At 71.5% G+C, this 15,713-nt stretch carries 16 protein-coding genes and 2 tRNA genes; 2 read left to right on the forward strand and 16 right to left on the reverse strand.

Annotated features, from left to right (window positions below):
• Window position 1 precedes the first annotated feature (1 nt).
• On the reverse strand, window positions 2-1,699 hold the full coding sequence (locus HOP40_RS07765; protein ID WP_172156110.1) for an AMP-binding protein: 1,698 nt from the start codon (window positions 1,697-1,699) through the stop codon (window positions 2-4).
• A gap of 177 nt (window positions 1,700-1,876) precedes the next feature.
• Here HOP40_RS07765 and HOP40_RS07770 point away from each other — a divergent pair, with 177 nt between their 5' ends.
• Window positions 1,877-2,698 (forward strand): helix-turn-helix transcriptional regulator, encoded by an 822-nt coding sequence (locus HOP40_RS07770; protein WP_172156112.1) that lies wholly within the window; start codon window positions 1,877-1,879, stop codon window positions 2,696-2,698.
• On the opposite strand, the gene HOP40_RS07775 is transcribed toward HOP40_RS07770, so the two are convergent.
• The 9 genes from HOP40_RS07775 to HOP40_RS07815 all read right to left on the reverse strand — a co-directional run bounded on the left by HOP40_RS07775 (window position 2,668) and on the right by HOP40_RS07815 (window position 10,131).
• Window positions 2,668-3,876 carry a hypothetical protein gene (locus HOP40_RS07775; protein WP_205347122.1) on the reverse strand — a complete coding sequence of 403 codons (1,209 nt, stop codon included), beginning with the start codon at window positions 3,874-3,876 and terminating at the stop codon, window positions 2,668-2,670. The two genes, HOP40_RS07770 and HOP40_RS07775, sit on opposite strands and share 31 nt — an antisense overlap.
• Window positions 3,877-3,975: 99 nt before the next feature.
• A complete protein-coding gene (locus HOP40_RS07780) occupies window positions 3,976-4,710 on the reverse strand; it encodes a nitrile hydratase subunit alpha (RefSeq protein ID WP_172156114.1) in 735 nt (244 codons plus the stop codon).
• Window positions 4,711-4,727: 17 nt separating this feature from the next.
• Window positions 4,728-6,152, reverse strand: a complete 1,425-nt coding sequence (locus HOP40_RS07785) for an amidase (RefSeq protein ID WP_172156116.1) — start codon at window positions 6,150-6,152, stop codon at window positions 4,728-4,730.
• Window positions 6,149-6,376 carry a hypothetical protein gene (locus tag HOP40_RS07790; protein WP_172156118.1) on the reverse strand — a complete coding sequence of 76 codons (228 nt, stop codon included), beginning with the start codon at window positions 6,374-6,376 and terminating at the stop codon, window positions 6,149-6,151. The genes HOP40_RS07785 and HOP40_RS07790 overlap by 4 nt, the downstream gene beginning before the upstream one ends.
• Window positions 6,373-6,801, reverse strand: a complete 429-nt coding sequence (locus HOP40_RS07795) for a nitrile hydratase accessory protein (RefSeq protein ID WP_172156120.1) — start codon at window positions 6,799-6,801, stop codon at window positions 6,373-6,375. Before HOP40_RS07795 ends, HOP40_RS07790 begins: the two co-directional genes overlap by 4 nt.
• 3 nt (window positions 6,802-6,804) lie before the next feature.
• Window positions 6,805-7,431, reverse strand: a complete 627-nt coding sequence (nthA, locus tag HOP40_RS07800; RefSeq protein ID WP_172156122.1) for a nitrile hydratase subunit alpha — start codon at window positions 7,429-7,431, stop codon at window positions 6,805-6,807.
• Between the two features lie 54 nt (window positions 7,432-7,485).
• Window positions 7,486-8,166: a nitrile hydratase subunit beta gene (nthB, locus tag HOP40_RS07805; RefSeq protein ID WP_172156124.1), complete on the reverse strand. Its 681-nt coding sequence runs from the start codon at window positions 8,164-8,166 to the stop codon at window positions 7,486-7,488.
• Window positions 8,167-8,363: 197 nt separating this feature from the next.
• Entirely contained in the window at window positions 8,364-9,707 is a 1,344-nt protein-coding gene (locus HOP40_RS07810; RefSeq protein WP_240157572.1) for an ABC transporter substrate-binding protein, read from the reverse strand.
• Window positions 9,708-9,783: 76 nt separating this feature from the next.
• On the reverse strand, window positions 9,784-10,131 hold the full coding sequence (locus HOP40_RS07815; RefSeq protein WP_172156127.1) for an ArsR/SmtB family transcription factor: 348 nt from the start codon (window positions 10,129-10,131) through the stop codon (window positions 9,784-9,786).
• A gap of 120 nt (window positions 10,132-10,251) precedes the next feature.
• Between HOP40_RS07815 and HOP40_RS07820 the strand changes: the two genes are divergently transcribed.
• On the forward strand, window positions 10,252-10,710 hold the full coding sequence (locus HOP40_RS07820) for a group II truncated hemoglobin (RefSeq protein WP_172156129.1): 459 nt from the start codon (window positions 10,252-10,254) through the stop codon (window positions 10,708-10,710).
• Window positions 10,711-10,777: 67 nt separating this feature from the next.
• On the opposite strand, the gene HOP40_RS07825 is transcribed toward HOP40_RS07820, so the two are convergent.
• The 6 genes from HOP40_RS07825 to gyrA all read right to left on the reverse strand — a co-directional run bounded on the left by HOP40_RS07825 (window position 10,778) and on the right by gyrA (window position 15,476).
• The gene (locus HOP40_RS07825) at window positions 10,778-11,053 is read right to left on the reverse strand and encodes a hypothetical protein (RefSeq protein ID WP_172156132.1); all 276 of its coding nucleotides are present in this window, start codon (window positions 11,051-11,053) and stop codon (window positions 10,778-10,780) included.
• Window positions 11,054-11,527: 474 nt separating this feature from the next.
• Window positions 11,528-11,603: transfer RNA gene (locus HOP40_RS07830), tRNA-Ala, on the reverse strand.
• A gap of 39 nt (window positions 11,604-11,642) precedes the next feature.
• Window positions 11,643-11,756 (reverse strand): DLW-39 family protein, encoded by a 114-nt coding sequence (locus tag HOP40_RS35810; RefSeq protein WP_240157573.1) that lies wholly within the window; start codon window positions 11,754-11,756, stop codon window positions 11,643-11,645.
• 46 nt (window positions 11,757-11,802) lie between these two features.
• Window positions 11,803-11,876: transfer RNA gene (locus HOP40_RS07835), tRNA-Ile, on the reverse strand.
• Window positions 11,877-11,926: 50 nt separating this feature from the next.
• Window positions 11,927-12,925, reverse strand: coding sequence for a DUF3566 domain-containing protein (locus tag HOP40_RS36740; RefSeq protein ID WP_420821792.1), 999 nt, complete (start codon window positions 12,923-12,925; stop codon window positions 11,927-11,929).
• 52 nt (window positions 12,926-12,977) lie between these two features.
• Complete coding sequence (gene gyrA / locus HOP40_RS07845) at window positions 12,978-15,476, reverse strand: DNA gyrase subunit A (protein ID WP_172156134.1); 2,499 nt, start codon at window positions 15,474-15,476, stop codon at window positions 12,978-12,980.
• Between the last annotated feature and the right edge of the window lie 237 nt (window positions 15,477-15,713).

The following is a 15,713-nucleotide window of genomic DNA, read 5'->3' on the forward strand; positions in this document are numbered from 1 at the left end:
CTCACCCCTTCAGCTCGGGGAACTCCTCGTACCGGAACTCGGTGACGGCCTGCTCCCCCGCCGCCGCCTGCTCCTCCCTGCGGCGGAGGTCGACGCGCCGGATCTTGCCGGAGATCGTCTTCGGGAGCGCGGCGAACTCGAGGCGACGCACGCGCTGGTAGGGGGCGAGCTTCTCGCGCGCGTGGCGCAGCACCGCCAGCGCGGTCTCGCGGTCCGGTGCGTACCCGGCCGCGAGGGTGACGTAGGCCTTCGGCACCGCGAGCCTGAGCTCGTCGGGCGCGGGGACGACGGCGGCCTCGGCCACGGCGGGGTGCTCGATCAGCACGCTCTCCAGCTCGAACGGGGAGATCTTGTAGTCGCTGGCCTTGAACACGTCGTCCGTGCGGCCGATGTAGAAGATGTAGCCGTCCTCGTCCCGGGACGCGACGTCACCGGTGTGGTAGTAGCCGCCGGACATGGCCTCGGCGTTGCGCTCGTCGTCGCCCTGGTAGCCGGTCATCAGCCCCGTCGGGCGGCGGGACAGGTCGATGCAGATCTCCCCCTCGCGGGCCGGCTGCCCGGTCGTCGGGTCCACCAGCACGACGGGCACCCCGGGCAGCGGCAGTCCCATCGACCCCGGCTTGACGGGCATCCCGGGCACGTTGCCCACCGCCAGGGTGAGCTCGGTCTGGCCGTAGCCGTCGCGGATCGTGAGGTCCCAGGCGGCGCGGACCTGCTCCATCACCTCGGGGTTGAGGGGCTCGCCCGCCGAGAGGAGCTCGCGCAGCTCACCTCGTCCTCCGGACAGGTCGGCCTTGATCAGCATCCGCCACACCGTCGGCGGTGCGCAGAACGTGTTCACCCCGGCCCGGCGGATCTGCCCCAGCAGCGAGGCCGGGTCGAACCGGGAGTAGTTGAAGGCGAAGATCGTCGCCTCGGCGATCCACGGGGCGAAGAAGCAGGACCACGCGTGCTTGGCCCACCCCGGCGAGGAGATGTTCAGGTGCACGTCGCCGGGCTTCGCCGCGACCCAGAAGGACGTGGCCAGGTGGCCGACCGGGTAGGAGACCTGCGTGTGCTCGACCAGCTTGGGCAGGTTCGTCGTGCCCGAGGTGAAGTACAGGAGCAGCGGGTCCGACGGCGCGGTCCCCGGGTGCGGGGTGGGCGGGACGTCCGCGGCGTAGGCGTCGCGGAAGGAGACCGTCCCCGCCGGCGCCTCCCCGACGACGAACCGCGTGTACGTGCCGTCGACGGTGTCGAACTTGGCCGCGTCGGCCGCGGTGACGACGACGTGGCGCGCCCGGCCACGGCCGATCCGGTCGGTCAGCTCGGCCGGGCCGAGCGCGGTGGTCGTCGGCAGGATCACGGCACCGAGCTTCATCACCGCGAGCATCGTGTCCCACAGCTCGACCTGGTTGTCCAGCATCAGCAGCACCCGGTCGCCGCGCGCCACGCCGTTCGCCGCCAGGTGGGCGGCGACCTGGTCGGACCGCGTCGCCATCTCGTCGAAGGAGTACCGGGCCTCCGACCCGTCCTCCTCGACGATCCACAGCGCGGTCCGGTCCACCCCGCGGGCGATCTCGTCGAACCAGTCGACCGCCCAGTTGAACCGGTCGCCGAAGTCCGGCCAGGCGAACTCCGCGACCGCCTTGCCGTAGTCGCGGGAGAGGTCCTGCAGGAGGTCACGGGCCGCGCGGTAGGTGTCGGTGCTGCTGGACATCTCGTACTCCTGGAAGGCATGGGTCGGGACCAGCAGGGTCTCGCCGCGCCACCGGCCGCGGCTACCCCCGCGCGGAGGTAGAGGAGACGGCGCGATTGCGCACCGCGGGCACCGCCGACGACAATCCCGCCACCGACCTCCCACCACCGCACTCCGCCCCCGACCTCGAGGAGGGACGTGGACGACGACACCTCCCCGACGCCGACCGCCGCCCGCCTCGTCGGACTGCGACTGCGCCAGCTGCAACGGGCCACCGGGCTGCCCGCGGTCTTCGGGGGCGCCACCGCCCCCCGGCGCAGCGGCCGGGAGCTGCACATCACGCACGTCCGGGGCACCATCGGCACCTCGCTGCTCGACCTCCGGGTGGGGCCGGGCCGCGGGTTGGGCGGGTCCGTGCTCGCCTCCGGCGCCCTGCGCACGGTGCCCGACTACGCCTCGACCCGGTCCATCACCCACGACTTCGACGAGATCGTCGTCGCGCAGGAGCGGATCAGCTCGATCTTCGCGCTGCCCGTCACGGTCGCCGGTGTGGTCCGCGCGATCATCTACGGCGCGGTGCGGGGCCCGCACCGGATCGGCGACGCCGTCCTGGAGCGCGCGGCGGCGTTCGGGACGGCGCTGGAGCAGGAGCTGGCCGGCGTCCTGACGCGGCCCGCCACCCCGGTCCTCCCGCACTCCCGCGCGGCGGTCGCGGAGCTCGCCGAGCTGGCGAGGACGACCGGTGACGCCGCGACGCGCCGCCGGCTCGACCAGCTCATCGCCGGTCTGCGGGACGTCGTGGGCGGGGCGGCGCCGACCGCGGGGCAGCCGGGCCTCGCTCCCCGGGAGGTCGAGGTCCTCCGGCTCGTGGCCGTCGGGATGACCAACGGTGAGGTGGCCGGGGAGCTGGGGCTGAGCGTCGAGACGGTGCGCGCCTACCTCCGCAGCGCGACCCGCCGGCTCGGCGTGCACAACCGGACCGCGGCGGTTCACGTCGCTCGCGTGCTCGGCCTGCTCTGACCCCGTCGGACCGAGGGCCGCGGTGCCGTGTCGTCCGCGATCTCCGGCAGCCCGTAGGAGCCGAGGAACAGCACGTACCAGAGCATCCACAGCACGGCCCAGTCGACGAAGCCGAGCGCGTCGCCGTACAGGGTGCCGCCGGCGTTCGGCTCGTGGAGCACGTGCTGGGCCAGGACGAAGTAGTAGAGCAGGTAGGTCAGTGCGGCGAGGACGAACGTGGTGATGACGCGCACGGCGATGTTGACGGCCGGTGAGTGCCGGGTGGGGCGGTTCCCGAAGACGTTCGCCCAGGCGATCATCCAGAAGGCCCAGCAGACGCCGATCTCGGCGGCGTGGAGGGTCACCGCGTCGCCGAGGGCCGTCACGTTGTCCGGCCCCATGAGCAGCCTCGCGACGGCGAGCAGCAGGAAGTACAGCACCGTTCCGAGGGCGGCGTTGCCCACCAGTGCCGCCGCCGCAACCGCCGCAGGGCGGCCGGCGAAGCTCCACGGCCGGTTCTCCGCGAGGAGGCCGGTGAGCACTGCCGCGACCACGAGCGAGTAGAACCACCCGATCACCGTGGGGATGCTCATCAGCGACCCGCCCGGCTCCGCCCAGACGGCGAGGTTCGGAAGGATCAGCACGAGGTAGACGGCCATGGTGGGCACCAGCACGAGGGTGAGCTCGCCCAGCCCGGTCCAGGGCTGCCGTGAGCCCTGTGACCAGGGCCAGTGGCCGGCGTTGACGGCGGACAGGACGTAGAAGAAGAACCCGAAGAGCACGAACAGGTTGCCGGTGGTGAAGCCGGCGCCGCCCTCGCGGGTGGCCGCGAAGCTGGGATCCACCGCGCCCCACCCGTAGGCGAGCAGGACCGTGACGGCCGCGCCGATGACGATCGTCAGGCCGATCCCCACGAGCCCCCGCCAGGGCTGGTCGAGCGAGGCCGGGCCGAGCCACTGGAAGGTGAACCCGACCCACACGGTGGCGATCACGGTCCAGAACAGCAGCGCTGTGTAGGGCTGCGGGTACGCGCCGAGGGCGCTCCACTGCGGGTCGACCAGCAGCCACCAGGAGACCAGGGAGAGCACGAGGACCACCGCGAGGTTGGCGAGTCCGAAGGCCCACCACGGCAGTGTCCGGCGGACGGGACCGGGCCCGTCCTCGTCGCGCAGATCCAGGTGGTCGTCGGCGAGTGTCATGTCAGCTCCTCTGGAAGGCGCCCCTGCGGGCACGCGGCTTCGCACCGGCCACCAGGAGCGGTGGCGGTGGTGGTGGATCGGCGGAGCGGCGGGAGCCGCTCAGTGCGTCGCTCGGGCGAGGGCCCAGAGCCAGGCCGTGTAGATGCTGCTGCGGATCGGGAGCCGTGCGGCGATGCGGTCGAGCTCGACGCCGACCCGCTCGCCGAGCTCCGGGCGGTCCTCGACACCGGCGAGGACCAACGCCACCGTCCGGAGCTCCCAGGGCTGGTCGATGGCGCGTTCGTCGAGCCGGTAGCCGGGGAACCGTTGGGCCCAGGGCGGTCCGGTCGCCGTCGGATCGTCACGACCGGGCACGGACGGAGTGCCGACGCCTCGCATCGCCGCCCGGCTGACGAGAGCGGCCAGGTCGAAGAGCCCCCGGTCCGCGCTGCGCTCCGGCCGCACCGGCACCACCAGGTGGTGGACCGTGGTCGTGTCGGACCAGAACCGGAGGTGCGTCTCCGGTCCACGGTCCACATCGTGCGGGCCGTACCGGCTGGGTGGGATCCCGAGGACCCGCCAACCGGTGCAGGTCCCCGCGGTGGGCACCACCGTGTTGCGCACCGCCGTGGAGTCGTGCAGCAGTCGCCAGCGCCGCCCGCACGGGCACCGGCGCAGCCCCGGGGCGTGCACGGCTGCGGGATCGGGGCGGTCCCACAGCCGCGCGACGGCCTGCGCCCCGTGCCTGGGTCCGACCTCGTCGGCGTGCAGGTCGCTCCACCGGTCGATCGACCGAGCGGTGGTCAGGCCGCCGGCGAGCATCCGGTCCTCCAGCCGCTGCACCGTGGTGTCCATCGCCGACGCACCCCCGCTCAGCCCGGAGCCACGAGCGGCGGCACCCGGGTGTGGAAGTCGGTCCCGGACTGGAACGCCGCGCCGATCCGGAGCAGCGTGGCCTCCGCGAACGGTCTGCCGATCAGCTGCACGCCGATCGGCAGTCCTGCGTCGTCGAACCCGCAGGGCACGCTGATCGCGGGCAGTCCGGTCAGTGAGGGCAGCCCGGTGAACTGCATGATCGCCGAGAGCATGTCCTCCGGTGCGCCCTCGATGATCTCGACCATCACCTCGCCGAGCGGGGTCGCGGTGAACGGCAGTGTCGGGCACACCAGCACGTCGGCCCGGGACAGCGCGGCGAGCGTCTGGCGGCGCAGCAGTGCCCGGTAGCGCTGGGCCTGCAGGTACTGGGTGGCCAGCAGGAGCTCGCCGGCCTCGAGCAGCAGCCGCACGTCGTCGCCGTAGTCCTCGGGCCGCTCGCGCAGCCAGCGCTGGTGGTAGGTGCTCGGTTCGGCGGCCTCCACGGTGAGCTGTGCGGAGATGTTGCCCTCGATGTCGGCGATCGACACCTCGGTGGTCCGGGCGCCGAGGTCGGTCAGCGTCTCCAGCGCGATGCGGAGAGCCTTCTCCACCCCGGGCTGCACGTGGTGCAGCGAGTACCCCTCGATGATCCCGATCCGCAGGCCGTCCACGCCGAGGGCCAGGTCCCGCGAGTAGTCCTCCGCCGAGCGGTCCGCGGATCCTGCATCGTCCGCGTCGTGTCCCGCGAGCGCGGTGAGGACCACGGCGCAATCGGCTGCGGTCCGCGCCATCGGGCCGACGGTGTCCATGCTCCAGGCGAGTGGCACGACGCCGGTGTTGGGGACGCGGCCGATGGTCGGGCGGAGACCGGTGATGCCGTTGAGCGCCGACGGCAGCCGGATGGAACCCCCGGTGTCGGTGCCCAGCGCGGCGAAGCACGAGCGGGTCGCCACTGCCACACCGGAGCCGCCGCTGGAACCACCCGGCATGCGCGTGGTGTCCCAGGGGTTGGTCACAGAGCCGTAGTGGGGGTTCGCCGACGTCCCGCCCCAGGCGAACTCGTGCATGTTGGTCTTGCCCACCAGGATCGCTCCGGCGGCACGCAGGCGCTTGACGACGGTGGCGTCGGCGGCGGGCCGGTGGTCGGCGAGGATCTTCGCGCCCGCGGTGCTGGGCCGGTCGCGGACGTCGATGTTGTCCTTGAGCGCCACCGGAACCCCGTGCAGCGGGCCCAGGCGGTGCCCCGCGGCGATCATGGTCTCGCTGGCCCTGGCGACGGCCAGCGCGTCGTCGGCGAGCACGGAGATGTAGGCGTTGGTCTCGTCGATCAGCTCGATCCGGCGCAGTGCGGCCTCCACCAGCTCGACCGGGGAGACCTGCCGGTCCGCCACCAGTGCTGCGGTGGCGGTGAGGGACCGGTCCAGCATGTCGTCGTCGCTCATCCGCCCGCCTCCTGCGCTTCGGCCCCCTGGGTGAACGTCACGGCGGGGGCGAGCCCGCGCAGGTCCTCGGCCTGCATCCGGGTGTTCAGGGCGTGCGCCGCCGGGAGCCAGGAGGCGAGCAGTGCCGCGACCTCGGTGGCCCGCTGCGGGGTGAGCGGCAGGTCGGCGAGGACCGCGGCGGCGTGCACCGCGTCCGGTGTGATCGCCTCGCCGGCCGGGCTCATCGGCCACCTCCCCCGACGACCGCGACCGGCTCGCGCACGGCGTGGTGGTGGTTCGCGTTCGCCGGCTTCGCGAGGACCTCCTCGGTGCGGCGGTCGAGCTCTGCCTGCGACAGCCACCCCTTGGTCCTCGCGAGCTCCTCCAGCGCCGCCGTCCAGCGCTCGTAGTAGCTCCACTGCGCCAGGTCGGACTGCTCGGACTCCCAGCGGCGGATCGCATCGATGAGCTCCTGCTGGAAGTCCGACCAGTCGAAGCCGAGCCGTTCGTGCAGGGCGAGGGTCATGCTGAACGCGCGGATCTCCCAGGCGTGGTCGAAGGCGACATCGCCGGACCGCCGTGGGATGCGCTCCCCGAACGGGAGCACGTCGACCAGGGAGTCGACACGGGGCTTCGTGTCCGGGGAGGGGCGCTCGTTGATCCGTTCCACGGTTCAGGCCTTCGCGGGGTCGGGGCGGAGCGCCTCGGTCACACCGATCATGCAGTCGCGCGTGACCAGCTCGGCGAGCTGCTCCTCGGTGAACCCGTCCGTGCCCGCCGGACGCTGGGGCAGCACCCAGTAACGCAGTTCGGCGCTGGAGTCCCACACCCGCACCTCGACGCTGTCGGGCAGCCGGAGTCCGAACTCCGCCAGGACCCCGCGGGGATCGCGGACCGTGCGGGACCGGTAGGCGGGGTACTTGTACCAGTTGGGCGGCAGGCCGAGGACCGGCCACGGGTAGCACGAGCACAGCGTGCAGACCACGACGTTGTGGACCGCGTCGGTGTTCTCCAGGACGATCATCTCCTCGCCCTGCATCCCGCTGACGCCGACCTCCTTGCACGCCTGCGTCCCGTCGGCGAGCAGGCGCTGCTTGAACTCCGGGTCGGTCCAGGCACGGGCGACGATCTTCGCGCCGAGCTGCGGGCCGACCTCCTTCTCGTAGACCGAGGACATGTAGTCGATGGCGTCGGTGCCGATCAGGCCCTTCTCGACCAGGATCGCCTCCATCGCCTTGACCCGGGCGGCGATGCGCTCGTCCTCGGTGGTGGCTGCCGTGGTGTCGTGCTCGACGGACATGAGGAACCTTCAATCGCTTCGTTCGGACAACTGGACGGGACGTGCTCCGACGCGTCAGACGCGGACGAGGTAGGGCTCCCACAGGTCGATGTGGATCACTGCGTTGGCGGCGCCGGGTTCGTCACCCCAGAGCTCGGTCGCGTCGAACCTGACCGTGTAGAGGTGGTGGGGGTCCTCGCCGAGACCGAGCGCGTTGCTGTCCGGGTACACGTAGGCGCCGTGCGCGGCCACGATGTCGCCGACCCGACCACGGACGTATCCCGCACGACGGGTGTGCGTGGTCGACACCTCCGGACGGACCCGGACCTGGTCACCGACATCGAACACCGGTGCGGCCTCCACCTCACGGCGGTAGTCGTCGCCGCTCGGGATGAGCTGGCGCAGGGTCTCGACCATCTCCGGCTTGGCGGCCTTCGGCGCCGCCTCCTCCGGGTGCTCGAGGTAGTGCTGCGTGCGGCGTTCCAGGTCCTCGGGGTCGAAGATCCCCGCCTCGACGCCGTGGCGGATCATCGAGTGCATCCAGTGCTCGTAGTACGTCGAGCTGAGGTACTCCGCCGGCGGGATCTGCTCCATCCCCGCACGGAACTGGTCGAGGTTGAAGGCGCCGGCCATGGCCATGGCCGGGAACATCACCAGGACCGAGCGTTCCCAGTCGGCGTGGAAGACGGGCTCGTCGGCCTCGGGCCTGATCGCGCCGAGGCCGTGACGGCCTCCGAGATCGTGCACACCATCCATGTCGCGCACCTTTCGTGCTCTGTGGTGCGCGTGACACTAGCGAGCTTACTTCTACATGTCGATATCTATCGACCTATTAACGGTCGTGTGACGCCGGTAGCGGCGCGGCGCAGCGGCCGCGCACACCCATCACCGGCCCGCTTCGTCGAAGACCTGCAGCTCACCGGCGCGGACCTCGGCGAGGTACAGCCGGGGAGCTACCAGGTCTCTGGCACCGATGGCCGTGCCGCCGCTGCCGGCCCGGTGCCCGAGCAGCGCCCGGCCCTGCAGCCGAGCACTGTCGTCGGGACTGCGGCGCACCGCCTGGGCGTACTGGAGTATCGCCTCGTACACCGTCTCCGAGAGCGTGGAGATCGGCGGGGCCACCTCCCGTTGGCCGCCCGGTACCGCGACAGAAGATCGGGGTTGCCCGCCGCCGGGCCGTCCTGGAAGTAGCCGAGAGCGGTCCAGATCCCTTCGGCCGCGGTGGCCCCGATGTGCTCGCAGGTCGGCTCGTCCATCGCCAGGGACAGCGAGCTCACCGAGGATCGCAGGCCCGCAGCGGCGCACTGCCTCTGGAACTCGACCTCGTCGGAGCCGATCAGGGACGACAGGACGATGTCGGCGCCGGAGAGCTGGATGCGCTCGATGAGCGGAGCGAAGTCCGTGGTGCCCAGCGGGGTGAACGCCTCGGCGATCACCCGCCCCGCCGCCCTCGGCACCGCCGCCCGGGCGGCGCGGTGCGCACCGTAGGACCAGCTGTACTGCTCGCCGACGAGGAACCAGCCACGTCCACCCGTGGCCCTCATGAGCCGTCCGGCCATCGCCTCGATCTGCGTGGCCGGCTGCTCCCCGAACCGGACGACCGACTCCTCGTCGTCGCTCCCCCGCTCGTTCATCACCGCGTGCACCAGGAGGACGCCGGCGTTGCGGACCGAGTCGCTGATGGCCGCGAAGCTGATCGACGTGGTGCAGGCGAAGATCGCCCGGCAGCCCGCGCGCACCAGCCTCTGCGCCTCGCCGGCAGCCACCGTGTGGTCGGTCTCGTCGTCGGCGACGAGGATCTCGAGGCGCCGGCCGTCCAGCCCGCCGGAGTCGTTGACCTCCTCGACCGCGAGCTCGGCCAGGTACTCGGTGGCCATCGAGTAGATCGCGGCCGGGCCCGACTTGCTCGTGATCACGCCGATCCTCACCGCATCCGGCCGCACCGGCGGCACCGGGAGCGCGCCGCCGCCGTGACGCACGAGCCACTCGACGCCGGCGCCCGAGACGTCCGCACGCACGCGGACCCTCGTCCGTCGCGCTCCGAGCCGGTCCAGAGTGACCTTGAGGCGCCCGCGCCACGGCTGGACGTGTTCGATGACGAACATCTCGTTCGGCCGAACCGCCGTCAGCCGTCCCAGCAGCTCGACGTCGAACCGACGTCCGCTGTGGCCGCCGACCGGCAGCGACAACCTCACCGCTGAGCCGACGACCATGGACTCGCAGCGCGCGTCGAACAGCCAGCTCCCGGCTTCCGGCCTGCCGAACAGGCCGAAGACCTCGGCGGGAGACAGCTCCACGTGGGATTCGGCCGTCAGCGCTGTGCTGGTCACGAGTGGGCGGCTCTCATCGTGAACGTCCCCGCGAGGAAGCTGATCAACCGGTGTCGCGCTGCGGATCCGACTCGGAGTCTGCCGTGTCGCCCGCCGCGGTGTCGAGGGACACCGCTGCCTGCAGGATCCCCTGGAGGAACCGGAAGGCGTCACGCACCGAGCCCTCGGCATCGAGCGAGTAGTAGCGCCTGCGACCGTCGCGGCGTTCGTTCACGACCCCGGAGGTCCGCAGGATGCGCAGGTGGCTCGACACCGTGCTGCGACCGACGACGTCGACGCGCTCGGCGATCTCGGTGACCGTGAGTTCGCCACCCTCACCCAGCACGGACAGGATCTGCCGCCGAACCCGGTCCGACAACGCGTCGAACGCGAGGTTCTCGTTCGCGGTCACGACGGGACCCTAACACGCGTCGACAAGTGTAGACATGACGACTCACAGCCCCGGAGGTGCCCCTTCCCAGGGCTCGAGTGGAGCGCAGCGGAGCCACGGGGATGCTTACACTGTTGCACCATGGAGCCGACACTGTTCGAGTGGGCCGGGGGCACCCCGGCGTTCCAGCGCCTCATCAACGCCTTCTACGACCGCGTGCAGGGTGACGAACTGCTGTCGCCGCTCTTCCCGGGCGGCGTGACCACCGAGCACCGGGAACACGTGATCGCCTGGTGGAGCGAGGTCTTCGGCGGCCCGCCGCTGTACACCGACGAGCTCGGCGGCTACCGGCGGATGGTCAACAAGCACATCGGCCTGGGCATCACGCCCGAGCAGCGGATGCGGTTCGCCTCCCTCATGAGCCGAGCGGCGGACGACGCCGACCTGCCGGACGACCCCGAGTTCCGGGCGGCCTTCGTCGGCTACCTGGAGTGGGGCACCCGCATCGCCCTGGGCAACTCGCAGCCGGGCGCCGAGGTGGTGCAGCAGGCCCCGGTGCCGCGCTGGGGCTGGGGAGTGGCCCCGCCCTACCAGCCGTGATCGGCGTCAGGACGCCGGCGGACGCCCGCTCCGGACGCAGGAGCGGGCGTCCTGATCGCCCCGTTGGTCAGCGGTTCTGGCCGGGGGCGCGCTCGGCCGGGCTGCCCGTGGTGTCACGGCAGTTCGACGCGCCGGACGTCCCGCCGTGCGGGCCGGGGTTGCCGCCCTCGGCGTGCTCGGCCTCCTTCACGTGGTCGGTGCCGAAGTAGGAGAAGCCGGGCGAGGACATGTCCTCCGCGGTCGTCCCCGTGCAGTGCGCGGCCGAGGCGCTGCCGGCGCCGACCAGCACCGCCCCGCCTGTCAGTGCCGCGATGGCGACGACCCGTGCGAGTGTGGCGAGCATGATGCCTCCGAAGTGAGAGCACGTGCGAACACCTCTGCATACGTGCGCGGCGCCACGAGCATTCGATCGGCGGGAGATCTCTCGTCCCGCCACCATGCGTGCGGCTCGTGCCTGGCTGCGCAGGTCCTGGCGGTCCCGGCACGACCACCAGCCTCACGACCCGCCCGCCACCCCTGCCGAGGCCGACCGCCGTCAGCGAGTCGACCGCCGGCGCGCCCACGCTGTGGTTCAGACCACCGGCGCTGCGAGCGGTTCGGCATCGGGGTCGGGGATCCGCGGTGCAGGTCGATGTCGACGCCCTTGTGCAGGCGCTGGCGTCCGGGCTGGGCGGGGGGGTCTGGCAGACCACGTCGGCCGGGGCGGCCCGCGGCCTGCTCCGTGGTCCGCCCTGCACCGCTTCGTCCGCGGGCTGCGCACGCCACAGTCATTGATCGACGATGACTGCGTGGTCGACCATCTTGTCGCTGGTCGGGCTGGTGGAGACGAGGGGAATCGAACCCCTAACCCCCGCCTTGCAAAGGCGGTGCTCTGCCAATTGAGCTACGTCCCCGTACCCGGCGAGGCTACCCGCCGGAGGGGGCGGGCGGGCTCAGCGGGTGGTGGCCTCGTGCCACAGGTCGGACTCGGAACGCGACGCCCGGACCTTGGAGAACACGGCCGCGCCGGCGGCCAGGGCGATGACGACGGTGAGGAGCTTCTTCATCGAGGACTCCGGGTGCCGAGGGAGTGTGCCGAGGGGGTCGAGAGAGTGGGCCCAGGTGGATTTGAACCACCGACCTCGTCGTTATCAGCGACGCGCTCTAACCAACTGAGCTATGGGCCCCTGCGGCGGAGTCGAGGTTACCCCAGCGCCTCCACCGCCTTCCGACGGGGTCAGTCGCGCTCGGAGAGCGTGACCTCGACGCCGCCGACCAGGTCGGCGGACACGTTGTAGACGAAGGCCGCGATGGTGACGGCGACGGCGAACAGCAGGCTGTTGATCGCCCCCACCACGGCCGCGAACCCGAAGACGCGACCCGCGCTGATCAGCGGCGCACCGGTCTGGGCCTGGCCGGAGACGAGGTCGGCGTAGGTGCCGTTGAGGCGGTCCCACACGCCGATGCCGTCGAGGACGCCGTACAGCACGCCCACGGCCACCAGCCACACGAAGAACAGCACCACGGCCAGCACGAGGGCGAGCTTGAGCACCGACCACGGGTCGAGCCGGCGCAGCTGCAGGGCCGCCTGGCGGGGGGCGCGGGTGCGGGCCGCGCGGACCGGCGAGCGCACGCCGTCCTCACCGCGCACGGGCTCGGGCTCCGGGGCCCGCAGGAACGCCGTGGGGCCCTCGTCGAGCAGGCTGCCGCCCGCGGCGACGGGCTCGGGGCGGACCTCCTGCTGGTCGGGGCCTCCCCGGCCGGGGATGCGGCGCCACGGCGGCGGCGTGGCGGCGTCGGGGCCGGGCCCGGGCACCGGACCCGGCGCGGGGGCCGGTCCCCCGGACGGCCGGGCCTGCGGCACCGGCACGTGGTGCTGCGTCGGGGCCTCGGCGGAGACCGGGCTCATGCCGGGCACGCTGCCGTTGCCCGAGCCGTTGCCCGAGCTGCTGCCGTTCTCCGACCCACCGGCGTGCGGCGCCGCCGCGGCCTCGTCGGGCACCCGCATCTGCGCGGTGGGGGCGTCCGGCGGGGCCGTGGGGACGTCGACGACCGTCTGCTCGTCGTCCACGACCTCGACGGCTCCCTCGGGGTCGGCGGGACGAGCACCCGGTGCGGCCGGCGCGGGCCCGGCGTCGGTGCCGTCGGGCGCGGCCTGCTCGTCGGTGGCCACCGTGGCCCGGTCGTCCGGGCCGCGGCGGCCCACGTCGCCGTCCTTGCTCGTCTTGTCGTCCACGAGGTGGAGCTCTCCTCGGTACTGGGTTCCAGCGGTCAGGGGCCGTGCGGGGTCAGGACCCGCCGGTGACCTCCGGGGCGTCGGCATCGTCCTCGGCGTTGCGCGCGACCGCCAGCAGTGTGGCGCTCTCGCCGAGGTTCATCAGACGGACCCCCTTGGTCTGCCGGCCCGCCTTGCGCACTTCCCGGGCCGACGTCCGGATCACCCCTCCGGTGGAGGTGATCGCGTACAGCTCGTCGTCGATGCCGACGATGAGCGCGCCGACCAGGGTGCCACGCCTGCGGTCGTACTGGAGCGTCAGCACGCCCTTCCCGCCGCGGCCCTGGACCGGGTAGTCCTCGATCGGGGTGCGCTTGGCGTAGCCGCCCGTGGTGGCGACCAGGACGAACAGGTCGTCCTGCACCACCGCGAGGGACAGCAGCCGATCACCCGCGTTGAACCGCATCCCCAGCACGCCGGACGTGGCGCGGCCCATCGGGCGCAGCACCTCGTCGCTCGCGGTGAACCGGATGGACTGGCCCTCGGCCGAGACCAGCAGCAGGTCGTCGTCGGCCGCGCAGAGCACGGCGCCGACGAGCTCGTCGTCCTCGCGCAGGTTGATGCCGATCAGGCCGCCCGAGCGCGGCGAGTCGAAGTCGGTGAGCCGCGACTTCTTCACCAGGCCGGTGCGCGTGGCGAGCACCAGGTACGGCGACACCTCGTAGTTCTTGATCTGCATGACCTGGGCGATGTGCTCGTCGGGCTGGAACGCGAGCAGGTTGGCCACGTGCTGGCCGCGCGCGCTGCGGTTGGCCTCGGGCAGCTCGTAGCCCTTGAGCCGGTAGACCCGGCCCTTGTTGGTGAAGAACAGCATCCAGTCGTGCGTGGAGCACACGAAGAAGTGGGCGACGATGTCGTCCTGCTTCAGCGCGGCGCCCTGCACGCCCTTGCCGCCGCGCTTCTGCGCCCGGTACAGGTCGGTCTTGGTGCGCTTCGCGTAGCCGGTCTGGGTGATCGTGACGACGATGTCCTCGACGGCGATGAGGTCCTCGTTGGTCACGTCGCCGTCGTCGGCCACGATCTGCGTGCGGCGCTCGTCGCCGTGCTTCTCGACGATCTCGACGAGCTCGTCGCGCACGATCTGGCGCTGGCGCTCGGGGCGGTCGAGGATGTCCTGCAGGTCGGCGATGGTGCGCTCGATCTCGGCCAGCTCGTCGATGATCTTCTGGCGCTCCAGCGCGGCGAGGCGCCGCAGCTGCATGTCGAGGATGGCCTGCGCCTGGACGTCGTCGACGTCGAGCAGCTCGATCAGGCCGGCGCGGGCGACCTCGACCGTGGCCGAGGCCCGGATCAGCGCGATGACCTCGTCGAGCGCGTCGAGCGCCTTGACGTAGCCGCGCAGGATGTGGGCCCGCTCCTCGGCCTTGCGCAGCCGGTAGCGGGTGCGCCGGACGATGACCTCGATCTGGTGGCGGATGTAGTGCCGCACCATCTGGTCCAGGCGCAGGGTGCGCGGCACGCCGTCGACGATCGACAGCATGTTGACGCCGAACCCGTACTGCAGCTGCGTGTGCTTGTAGAGGTTGTTCAGCACGACCTTCGCGACGGCGTCGCGCTTGAGCGTGATGACGATCCGCATGCCGATGCGGTCGGAGCTCTCGTCGTTGATCTCGGCGATGCCGGCGAGCTTGCCGTCGCGGTGCTGCGTGGCGATCGACTCGATGAGGTTGTCCGGGTTGACCTGGTAGGGCAGCTCGGTGACGACGAGGATCGTGCGGCCCTTGGCGTCCTCCTCGACCTCCACCACGGCGCGCATCCGCACCGAACCGCGGCCGGTGCGGTAGGCCTGCTCGATGCCGTCGCGACCGACGATGAGGCCGGCGGTCGGGAAGTCCGGGCCCTTGATGTGGCCCATCAGCGCGGTGAGGGTGTCCTCGTCGGAGGCCTCCCAGTTGTCCAGCGCCCACACCACGCCCGCGCCGACCTCGCGCAGGTTGTGCGGCGGGATGTTGGTGGCCATGCCGACCGCGATGCCGGAGCTGCCGTTGATCAGCAGGTTGGGCACCCGGGACGGCAGGACGTCGGGCTCCTGGCTCTTGCCGTCATAATTGTCGGAGAAGTTGACGGTATCTTCGCCAATATCCTGCATCATTGCCATCGCCAGCGGCGACAGACGACACTCGGTGTAGCGCATCGCCGCAGCGGGATCGTTGCCGCGCGAGCCGAAGTTGCCCTGGCCGTCAATCAACGGGTAACGCAGCGACCATGGCTGCGCCAAGCGCACGAGCGCGTCGTAGATCGCCGAGTCGCCGTGTGGGTGGTAGTTGCCCATCACGTCGCCGACAACGCGGGCACACTTGACGTGAGACCGGTCCGGCCGGAATCCGGAGTCATACATCGAATACAGTACGCGACGGTGCACCGGCTTGAGCCCGTCCTCCACGAGCGGCAGCGCCCGGCCGACAATTACGCTCATCGCGTAGTCGATATAGGAACGCTGCATCTCGTCTTCGATGTCAACTGGCTCGATCCGGTCGCCCCCCGGCGAGGGAGGCACCAGCATGTCTGTCATGTCACACCCTTCCACCTAGCTGGTGCATGTCTTTCCGTACGCTTCACTGAATTTGAGATCCGGCAGTGTCGGAATGCACCAGAATTTTTGCCAAGCTTACCATGCAGCCCCGAGCACCCGTGACATAGGTCCCGACGCCGTCCGGGACTGCCACGTCGAGAGCCGCCCTGATTTTCCGAACCCCCCAAGAATCCCCCGCTCCGAGGAGAGATCAGACGGCGTAATTGCCGATGTCAG

It is taken from the genome of Pseudonocardia broussonetiae (assembly GCF_013155125.1).
Classification (GTDB): Bacteria; Actinomycetota; Actinomycetes; order Mycobacteriales; family Pseudonocardiaceae; genus Pseudonocardia; species Pseudonocardia broussonetiae.

Excerpts from the sequence above, each read along its gene's own strand:
- HOP40_RS07765 (WP_172156110.1), bottom strand. The coding sequence starts at position 1,699 with ATGTCCAGCAGCACCGACACCTACCGCGCGGCCCGTGACCTCCTGCAG.
- HOP40_RS07775 (WP_205347122.1), bottom strand. The coding sequence starts at position 3,876 with ATGACACTCGCCGACGACCACCTGGATCTGCGCGACGAGGACGGGCCC.
- HOP40_RS07780 (WP_172156114.1), bottom strand. The coding sequence starts at position 4,710 with ATGGACACCACGGTGCAGCGGCTGGAGGACCGGATGCTCGCCGGCGGC.
- HOP40_RS07785 (WP_172156116.1), bottom strand. The coding sequence starts at position 6,152 with ATGAGCGACGACGACATGCTGGACCGGTCCCTCACCGCCACCGCAGCA.
- HOP40_RS07790 (WP_172156118.1), bottom strand. The coding sequence starts at position 6,376 with ATGAGCCCGGCCGGCGAGGCGATCACACCGGACGCGGTGCACGCCGCC.
- nthA (WP_172156122.1), bottom strand. The coding sequence starts at position 7,431 with ATGTCCGTCGAGCACGACACCACGGCAGCCACCACCGAGGACGAGCGC.
- nthB (WP_172156124.1), bottom strand. The coding sequence starts at position 8,166 with ATGGATGGTGTGCACGATCTCGGAGGCCGTCACGGCCTCGGCGCGATC.
- HOP40_RS07820 (WP_172156129.1), top strand. The coding sequence starts at position 10,252 with ATGGAGCCGACACTGTTCGAGTGGGCCGGGGGCACCCCGGCGTTCCAG.
- HOP40_RS07825 (WP_172156132.1), bottom strand. The coding sequence starts at position 11,053 with ATGCTCGCCACACTCGCACGGGTCGTCGCCATCGCGGCACTGACAGGC.
- HOP40_RS35810 (WP_240157573.1), bottom strand. The coding sequence starts at position 11,756 with ATGAAGAAGCTCCTCACCGTCGTCATCGCCCTGGCCGCCGGCGCGGCC.
- gyrA (WP_172156134.1), bottom strand. The coding sequence starts at position 15,476 with ATGACAGACATGCTGGTGCCTCCCTCGCCGGGGGGCGACCGGATCGAG.